Source organism: Stenotrophomonas maltophilia group sp. Smal13 (assembly GCF_030236855.1).
Lineage (GTDB): Bacteria > Pseudomonadota > Gammaproteobacteria > Xanthomonadales > Xanthomonadaceae > Stenotrophomonas > Stenotrophomonas maltophilia_A.
In genome coordinates, this window is sequence record NZ_JASJSQ010000062.1 from 21,514 (window position 1) to 30,042 (window position 8,529).

The window sequence follows — 8,529 nt, forward strand, 5'->3', positions numbered from 1 at the left end:
TCAACAGCCCACAACGAAATTATTATTTGGATGCACCACGCCAACTCAAATCTTGCGTAATTTCTTTGGAGTGGTCTGTGCATCACGAACTGCACGTTCCAACAGGATCCTCTGTCGTTGCTCAGGTGTGCTTTGTGCCAGGGCGTCAATGAAGGGCCACAATGAATAAATAGGCATAAGTTGCGACTCCAACGGACGATCATCCACGCGAACACCCAGCATCTGGTAGCAGGATCGCGCTATTGAGTTTGCAAGGACATCAAGTGTTGCAGTGCTGCCATCAGACGAAAAGAAGACATAGCCGCACGCACGTCTGTGAAGATAGCGGCCAACCCGTTGGAATTGGGCGGCATCAAATGACAACACCTCATCCCAAATCTCATCGCTCGATATAGATATTGAATGTAGAACACTCTGCTCGTCCATAAGTCCTCCAATTGATTGACTCCATTCAATCAACCACGGATGGCAACATTGTCAAGCGCACAAGAAAGCCCGCCGAAGCGGGCTATTGGAAGTGCTGTCCCGATGGGCTATCGGGGACCAACCATCCATCCTTTTTATCGGGGCGGCGGCAATGCACCTTCGTAGCGACGGGCGATAACCTCGTTAAGCTTGTCCACCAAGTCAAGACGCTTGAACACAATGTGGGCGTTTCTGTTCTTGTAAAAGGTGACATCCATGTACTCAGAGAACACCTCGGGGCTTGAAGCTGCGCTTCTAAAATCCGGATGCGGCTTGCCGTCGAACATGTGAAACGCACGGATCATGTCTTGCACAACGTCTCTTGAAATGAAGTATGTCCAGCTCTCCATGTATTGCAAAATTATTTTTTTTCCAAAGCGAACGGGAAGATGGCTTTTGTAGTCCCATGACAAACCTTCAAAGACGCCGACAATACCGTCTTCAAACATGTCTGTGCGCGTGTCGTACAGTTGGGCAAACGTCGCAACAACATTGTCGTAGTTGAACTCAGGAACGGTGTTCTCATAGAACGCCCGGCCCCACTCAACGCGTTTTTTGTGGCACATGAAATCTTTCAGCCCCGTCTCACGCATGATTGTTGACCAGCTGTTCTCCGTAAGGGCTTTTGCGTGTGTGTTCCGCGCATCTTTCATGCAATCGAAGTTGCGGAAGTTCAGTTGGGCCAGGGCGCTACGCATAGCACCACCAACATGCATGTTGTCCGCCTCATGGAGTGCAGCCTCAATTGTCGCCATCAGAGCCTCAAATTTCTCATTCGCCAATTGATGTCGCGCCAACTCTTTTTGTATTGAAATGGATTTAATCATCTCGTTCATTGTTACCCCCTTGCTTAAATGAAGAGTCATCCAAACACAAGAACCAACATTGTCAATGGGTTTAATTCATATGTTTATAAAAATCACAGGCGCTTTTGATGGGGGATAAAATCCCAATAAAAAAGCCCGCCGAAGCGGGCTTAATCATTTGCTTTTACATTCTGCGCCATCGTGATGGGCGGGGTGGATCGTCCCGTACAATATTGACGGCGGACTCAATTTCGCGCCGCTGTGTGTGCGCGGCAATGGTCTGCAACATCCCATCATCCCCATACGCAATCTCCTGGGCGTTCGTGCCTTGAGCGTTGCGCAACGATGTGTCTGCACCGTTGTCCAGTAAAACACGAACCCCCCACTCCGATTTTAAAGACGCGGCGTTGTGCAAGGGCGTGTTGCCGTATCGGTCTTGGGCGTTGATATCCGCCCCGTTGTCCATCACCTTGCGTGCCAGTTCGCTGCGGTCCTTGGCAACGCCGTTGCTGGAAAAAAGGTGGTGCAGTGCGTTGGCACCGTTCACATCAAGAATGGATCCATCCGCACCGGCAGACAGCAAAATCTCAGCCATCTCGTAATGTTGGTACGCTAATGCACACGCCAATGGTGTTTTACCGGATAGAGTTGGGCGGTTGAGATCCACCCCCATATCAATAAGCATTTGCGTCACGTCCACACTGTCTTCTGCGGTGGACCAACACAAGGCGTTTTGATTGCCAGCGGCAATGCAATGGATATCAGCCCCTCGCTCAACCAGCGTCTCAATCATGCCAACGGGCCGCTTGGCTTCAATGGCACGAAAGAACGGTGTGGCCTGCTCGTAATCGCGGGCGTTCAGATCCGCTCCACCATCGATCAACGCATGTATGCGGTCCATGCGCGCAATAGCTTTTTCTTTCCCCAGGTTGACGTGCAATGGGGTTTGTTGATTGACATCGGTAAAATTAGGATCCGCCCCACAGGCGATGAGTTCGGCAATGGCCTCTGGGTGTCGCGCATAGTGCAAAGGTGTGCGGTGGTTGCGTTCAATGGCGTTGGGATCGATGCCAGCGTTGACAAGCGCGGCGGCAACCCCAGGTTCGTAGAATTTGTCATCGACGGCGCGGTGCAAAGCTGTCAATTGAGCCGTGCCCGACCGCTGATTGATGTTGGTGGCGGATGAAATGTGTTTGTTAACGTCATGCAGTAGCCCTGTTGTGTACATACCGACCCCTTATAAGTGGATGATGCATTCACACAAACATAAGCTCGATTATTGTCAAGGGTCTGGATGGACGTGTTGAACATTGAGCAAAAGAAAAGCCCGCCGAAGCGGGCTTCATTCTCCCTATATGCGTACATCAGTACGTCACCGTGAAGGTTACTGATGCGGTGTAGGTGCCCTCCGCCAACGATTTGTAATAGCCGTAATAGGCGTCGCGCTGACCAAATTCATACGACAGAGGGATGGCTTGGTGTGCACCCGTACCGACTCCTGAAAGAGCCAAACCGTTTGCATCGGTACCGAACTTCGGTGCGGAACGGGTGTCCAATCCGCGATACAAAGTCACGGGATATTCGCGCGCCGATGTGGCGGATGTAGCCATAACCTGTCCGTTTGCATCTGTGGATGCCTCAACGATGTACGGCAAGTCTTCGCTGCACAAGACTCCTAAGTTGTCGTCCCAACCCTCCCCGGCGATGTCGTGTACGTCGGTTTGATTGATGGTGTCGGTAGTGGACAGATAGATATCACATGTCCCAGCCACCACAAACGAAAAATTCATTGTGGTGGATTTTGAAGCTGCGAACGACGATCCGGAAGCCATCATGGCAACGGCAGCGGCGGAAGCAATAATTAGTGTTTTTTTCATAAGTAAGTTCTCCTTCAAAGTTGATGTAGTTTTGTTGTGGTGATTAGTACGTCACGGTAAAGGTCACGGAGGCGGTGTAGGTGCCCGGTGCCAATTGCTTGAACGTGCCATCACCATTGGGTTGACTCAATTCCCATGCGAAGGGAATTGATTGGTGCGCGCCCGAACCGACACCCGAGTGCGCCAAGCCGTTGGCGTCTGTGCCGAAGCGCGGGCAGGAGTAGGTGTCATTACCACGAACAAACGTCACGGGGTATTCGCGTGCTGACGTGGTGGATTTGGCGATCACCTGACCTGCTGCGTTGGTCGATGCTTCCACGATGTACGGCAGGTCTTCGCTGCACGTCACACCCAAGTTTTCAGGGTTGTTGCCACCCACAACGTCGAAGGTTGCCACTTCAATGTTGTCAACGTCCAAATAAATTTCGCAGGTGGACGCCACAACAAATGAAAAATTCATGGTGGTGGATTTTGAAGCTGCGAATGTAGTTCCCGATACCAGTAAGGCGGCGACTGTTGCTGCGGTTAGAATTGCAATTTTCATTTATTCTCCTTTTTTAGTGATTGATTGTGTTGCATTCGACCAGAAAAACATAAATCGTCATATTGTCAATGGTCGAACTAATAATTTAAATTCAGCCGCACAGAACTGCTGTACAACCCCGCAGCTTTGTACCGAACCGAAGCTGACAACGCGCTTCGGAATTCAATCGTGACCAGCAGCGGCGTCTCACCGATTTCAATGGGCACTTCGTCTACCAATGCTGATCCGTCCAGGACGGCAGACAATGGGATTTCTCTGTTGCTCTCAGAACGCAAGATCAGTTGCTCCTGATCAATCTGCAAAGTGGCGGTTGTGGGTTGGTCGCATTCGATGAGGTACTGAACGTTCACTCCACCGTCCTGATCCAAAACCGCAAAGTCTTGGTTCGGGGTGATTGAACAGTCCGCGCAGGCTTTGCCTGAGAACAAAAGCAACGCGATGACAAGAACTTTCATAAGACCTCCTTGCATTCCAAGATTGGTTTGTCCAACTCGCCCGAATGCGGGATGGTGATGGCGCATGTGGAACCGTCCTTTTCAACGGTGAGTACGTCACCAGGGATGGGTGCTTCCAGCACCAACGCCCCACGCACTCCAATAACGGTTTCCTTGCCCTTCACATTGGCCATGTCGATGGGCACACCGTTCTGCACAACCACGTACTCACGTGTGGTGTTGCTCACAACGTCGAACTGCAGCTTTGTCCCGCCCCCACGTGGGGCAACGATTTTTTTGCTCAGGCTGTCAAGTTGCACACCGAACGGTAGACTCAGCGCGTCCACCGTTACGGTTTGGTCGAACAGTGCTGAGACATTGGGGACCACGGCCACGCCCAGGGCGTTGGTGGTGACACTTTTGCCAGTGAGTTGAACGTGTGTATTGGGCAAATTGGGAACGCGGATGAGCGCGTACGATCCAAAAGGACGGGACGTTGGCAGTACCCCGCCCTCCCCGATCCACACCCCGCCGTTGGCTCCGAAGACGGTATTGGTTGTGCTGTTTTGCAGCAGCAATGTGGACATCGGAAGATCCCAACGCCCTGCTACATAATGGTTGTTGGCGCTTGCGCTTGCGTTCCAGCTCAGGCGGCGATTTTTCAGTGTGGTTGAACCGTTGGCCTGTCCAAACCACTCACCATCATTGAGGTTGACGCTCGTGGATGCTGAGGATCCAAACTGGTAGCGGAACCCGAGATTTAACGTTGTGTCGCGTAGCGATAAGTCGCGCTGAGCGAATACAGACAGTTCTGACCGAGAGTTCAACTGCCAACGCGATTGGGCTGTAAGTAATTGAGTCGAGCGATTGGAATAGCGAACATCGCTGTAGTTTAGCGCCGCACTGAAACTATTCTGGCGGTACGCAACACCCAACGTGGTTTGAGACTCAAGAGCAAAGCGTGAACGTTCGCGGTTGAGGTTCCAGTAGTCGTCTGTGACATGGGTGTGCGAAGCGGACCACGAAACGCCATTGGTGCGCCGTTCGTATCCAATGGTGGCGGCCATGCCATCACCACTGGTCGCGATGTCAAAGGTGGCAGCGCCCCAGCGCCCAAAGGTCCACAAGTTGCCCCACATGGCAGTCCGGCCTGTGGCCGTGGCCTGAAACGCAGCGGTGGTGGTCCAGCGGTCGGACATACCGCGTGCGTACACTGCGTTGGCGGCCAAGTCTGCGTAGTTGTTGCCCAGTCCACCGTTGCGCATCAAGCCCCCAGACACTTCCCACTCGCTGCGGCCTTTGGCAAGCGCTTTGGGTGTGCTGTAGAACTGACGGGTTGTCCAGTATTCGCGGCCCAACTCATCGCGCACAACCATGGAGACGGTACTTAGACCAATCGGTGAATTGAGGTTGGCAAACTGATATGGCCCAGGCTGGAACTGCTGCTGAGACGCCCGCACACTGTTGACGAACACCTCCGCCGTCGAACGCGTGTCGGCAACACCATTGAACGTGGGCACCGGATAAAAGGCGTCATCACTCAACGATCGGTCTGTGCCCACGCGAACACCCAGCAAGTTGCGCGAGCCAAGCAACGAACCGTTGGGTGTGGCGTTGATGACATCACCGATCTGCACGCGAGTCTGCGATGCATACAGATCCCTACTCCACGTCGTCAATGAGCGCTCGTGGATTAAGCCAGTGCTGTCTTTATTGAATTGACCTGCACCGAACAATGCCCCTCCCAGGACATTGGTCCGAACGTCGTAGGACAACGACTGCGTGAAGCCATACGACTCGCTGTCTTGCGCGCGGTAGTCGTAACCCAGCATCACCCCTTTAGGCGAAGGTCCAACGTTCGTACGCAAGCGTGATGCTTGGTTGTAATTGCGCGCAGGCAGGTACTTTGCCGGTACATTGATGCTGTAACTTTGAGTGGCCGGATCGAACTGAACATCCGCGTTCAAATCGGATGGAGACACGGCATCACGGTCGGCAAGCGATGCGGGCACCTGCACACCCCACTGGGTCCACCGATCAATTGATATCAACAACTGCCCATCCTCACGAACGCGCAGTTCTTCAACGTCGCTTTTATGCGATCCATTGATGGATACGGCGGCAATGGTTACGTCTGAGGCCCAAGATGGATGTGCAAGGCAGACAGCCATAGCCAATGCGATGACTGATTTCTTCATTTGATATCCCGGCGCTGACCGTTGACTTCAACAGACACCACACCGTGCGGGAAATTTTCAAGTGCAAACTTGCGTGTTTCACCGGGAAGGACATAACCCAGCAAGCCACTGCGGGTTGCGGAGCCAGACGACGGAGACACCAATCGTGCAGACGCAGTACCAGTGTTTGTAACTTCAAAGTGTTCACCCACCCAGCGCCCGGATAAGTTGGGTTGGGCGGTAGGCGAACGCCAGATCCACGCCAAGTCCTGCTTGACCAACTTGATAAGCCCCACCTCACCAGGTGCGGGCAGTTCGGCCACACTGACTCGGAAGAACTCTTCACTTCCGCTTTGTTCGGCTTTGATGTAGCGGATGGACTGTGTTGCGCCTTTTTTTACTGTAACAATCGAAGGAGCAAACCGGATCTTTGATGATGCGCTTCGGCGTGAAGCACCGTTTTCAACAGTTAGTTCATCCACTGTGATTTGATAAGAACGATCAGGACCATTATTTGAAATAGTTAAAACCCCACTTTTTTCCCCTGCGGCATTGACTTTAAATACCGGCCCAACAGAGCCCGCAATTGACACCAACGGAACCATAACCAACGACAACATCAATACAAAACCTTTAACCATTTAGACCTCCTAATAACTATAATTAAATCCAGGTAACCACGAACGCCAATATTGTCAACACCATTTATTGAACCTGAACCGCCTGGGTGCGCAATCCGCTGTAATCCATGGTGATCACATACGGCCCCGTGTTAGCCCAGCATTGCGCCCGGTCGCACCACATGGGCATTTCATCGGGGTCGAAGGCTTGGGTGTTGCGCTCCACAGAGATTTTGACGGGCAAAGTCACGGCTTCACAAAACACGCCCTGGCAGTCCTCATCAACGGGCGCACGCTCATCGCATTGAAGGAATTCGGCGGCGCTGCCGCTGACATACGCGCAGGTTTGTTCGACGGTGAGGTACGCCCCCATGGGAGTGGATTGCGCGCCCATGGCGAACAAGGGAACAGCGGTTGCGGCGAATAAAAAGTTTTTCATACATGCCTCCTGTGGCGTGGGAAATGGGAGTTAGTTTTCATGATCCAGTGGGCTTGTACGTCCCAACAGGATGTTGAAAAATTGTTTGAAGCGGCTGTGTGGTTTGAACGACGCGTATTGAACGGCGTTGCGCGGTTCCAGTTGTGACCAATCATTTTCTGAACGGTCTGTTGGCGTTGGTTCGACGGCGGGTGGAATATCGTTTTGGGGTTCGGGCGTGCATCCAAAGCCCGCGAACGCATCCACATGTCCATAGAACGCGGCAACCTGTTGGGGTGTAAACCCTTCGTTGTCTTTCAAATTGGGGTTCTCACCGAACTCCACCAAACGTTCAATCAACTCTTTGTCGTCGTACAACGCACTGCACCAGTGCAAAATCGACATCCCCCGCTCATCGGTGCCAGCCAAGTTGCATTTGTAGTCAAGACAAATGTGAATGATTTCTCGCGCTCGGCTGAGCATGTCGTTCTGCGCGTCGGTGAAGTCGTCGGGGTTGTTGGCAACGATGGAAGCGAACATATTAAAGATCGAGGAAATGGTGGCGTTGGTGAATTCTTGAGACCCCATGCGCACGGAATTTCCATCGGCACTGGCAATCGGAACAGACCCCGCACGACCCAACCATTTGACCGCCGCCATGTCGTGCAATGGCAGAGTGTCAATGAGCATGCCTGCGTCTTTGTTCAGCACTTCGCAATCACCGTGAGGCTGCACTTCATCGGCGGGGACACGCAGTTGCGCCGTCCAAACAGCCAATGTTCTGCGAAACAACGGTGTCGGCTCAGCTCCCAGGCTCAACGCGTTTTCAACGACCTCCGGCTGGATGTTTGCTATTCCATCCAAAAAGCGCCGCGTTTGTAATGTGTCGTATTTTTTAAACATATCGTTCCTTTTAGTAAATAATTTCAGTGATTGAACGCTTGTATGATTCACCGCCGACATTGAAAACACGCGTGGATTTCTTGATAGTGGGCGGCAACATTCCTGTTGTGCAGCGCTCAACTCCAAAATCCAACATGCGGCACGACGCAACAATGGTCATAGTCACCAAGAAAGTTTTGCGTGTTTCAGTTGCGTTCGCCGAGACGGATGACAAAAGTGCGATACATAAACAGATTGCTTTCATAAATTTCCCCGTTGTTTTAATGAGTCAAACAAATCTTCTTA

Annotated in this window: 11 protein-coding genes; 1 reads left to right on the forward strand and 10 read right to left on the reverse strand. The window is 52.3% G+C overall.

Going from position 1 to position 8,529, the window contains the following annotated elements; all coding sequences use genetic code 11:
• Nucleotides 1-45: 45 nt before the first annotated feature.
• The 10 genes from QRO95_RS18010 to QRO95_RS18055 all read right to left on the reverse strand — a co-directional run bounded on the left by QRO95_RS18010 (nt 46) and on the right by QRO95_RS18055 (nt 8,244).
• The gene (locus tag QRO95_RS18010) at nt 46-426 is read right to left on the reverse strand and encodes a hypothetical protein (protein WP_143570059.1); all 381 of its coding nucleotides are present in this window, start codon (nt 424-426) and stop codon (nt 46-48) included.
• Nucleotides 427-560: 134 nt separating this feature from the next.
• Complete coding sequence (locus tag QRO95_RS18015; protein ID WP_158490967.1) at nt 561-1,301, reverse strand: DUF4942 domain-containing protein; 741 nt, start codon at nt 1,299-1,301, stop codon at nt 561-563.
• Nucleotides 1,302-1,455: 154 nt separating this feature from the next.
• Nucleotides 1,456-2,499 carry an ankyrin repeat domain-containing protein gene (locus QRO95_RS18020; RefSeq protein WP_285303131.1) on the reverse strand — a complete coding sequence of 348 codons (1,044 nt, stop codon included), beginning with the start codon at nt 2,497-2,499 and terminating at the stop codon, nt 1,456-1,458.
• Nucleotides 2,500-2,635: 136 nt separating this feature from the next.
• Nucleotides 2,636-3,148: a hypothetical protein gene (locus QRO95_RS18025; protein WP_099476036.1), complete on the reverse strand. Its 513-nt coding sequence runs from the start codon at nt 3,146-3,148 to the stop codon at nt 2,636-2,638.
• A 43-nt stretch (nt 3,149-3,191) separates the two neighbouring features.
• Nucleotides 3,192-3,692 carry a hypothetical protein gene (locus tag QRO95_RS18030; RefSeq protein ID WP_285303132.1) on the reverse strand — a complete coding sequence of 167 codons (501 nt, stop codon included), beginning with the start codon at nt 3,690-3,692 and terminating at the stop codon, nt 3,192-3,194.
• Between the two features lie 77 nt (nt 3,693-3,769).
• Complete coding sequence (locus tag QRO95_RS18035; RefSeq protein ID WP_182681035.1) at nt 3,770-4,147, reverse strand: hypothetical protein; 378 nt, start codon at nt 4,145-4,147, stop codon at nt 3,770-3,772.
• The gene (locus QRO95_RS18040; protein ID WP_197599729.1) at nt 4,144-6,324 is read right to left on the reverse strand and encodes a fimbria/pilus outer membrane usher protein; all 2,181 of its coding nucleotides are present in this window, start codon (nt 6,322-6,324) and stop codon (nt 4,144-4,146) included. The genes QRO95_RS18035 and QRO95_RS18040 overlap by 4 nt, the downstream gene beginning before the upstream one ends.
• Nucleotides 6,321-6,944: a molecular chaperone gene (locus QRO95_RS18045; protein WP_099476038.1), complete on the reverse strand. Its 624-nt coding sequence runs from the start codon at nt 6,942-6,944 to the stop codon at nt 6,321-6,323. Before QRO95_RS18045 ends, QRO95_RS18040 begins: the two co-directional genes overlap by 4 nt.
• Nucleotides 6,945-7,008: 64 nt before the next feature.
• Nucleotides 7,009-7,362: a hypothetical protein gene (locus tag QRO95_RS18050; RefSeq protein ID WP_099476039.1), complete on the reverse strand. Its 354-nt coding sequence runs from the start codon at nt 7,360-7,362 to the stop codon at nt 7,009-7,011.
• A gap of 30 nt (nt 7,363-7,392) precedes the next feature.
• Nucleotides 7,393-8,244 (reverse strand): ankyrin repeat domain-containing protein, encoded by an 852-nt coding sequence (locus QRO95_RS18055; RefSeq protein ID WP_285303133.1) that lies wholly within the window; start codon nt 8,242-8,244, stop codon nt 7,393-7,395.
• Nucleotides 8,245-8,270: 26 nt separating this feature from the next.
• On the opposite strand from QRO95_RS18055, the gene QRO95_RS18060 reads away from it, so the two are divergent.
• Nucleotides 8,271-8,529, forward strand: a 259-nt coding sequence (locus QRO95_RS18060) for a hypothetical protein (RefSeq protein WP_285303134.1), incomplete at its 3' end; no start/stop codon positions are given.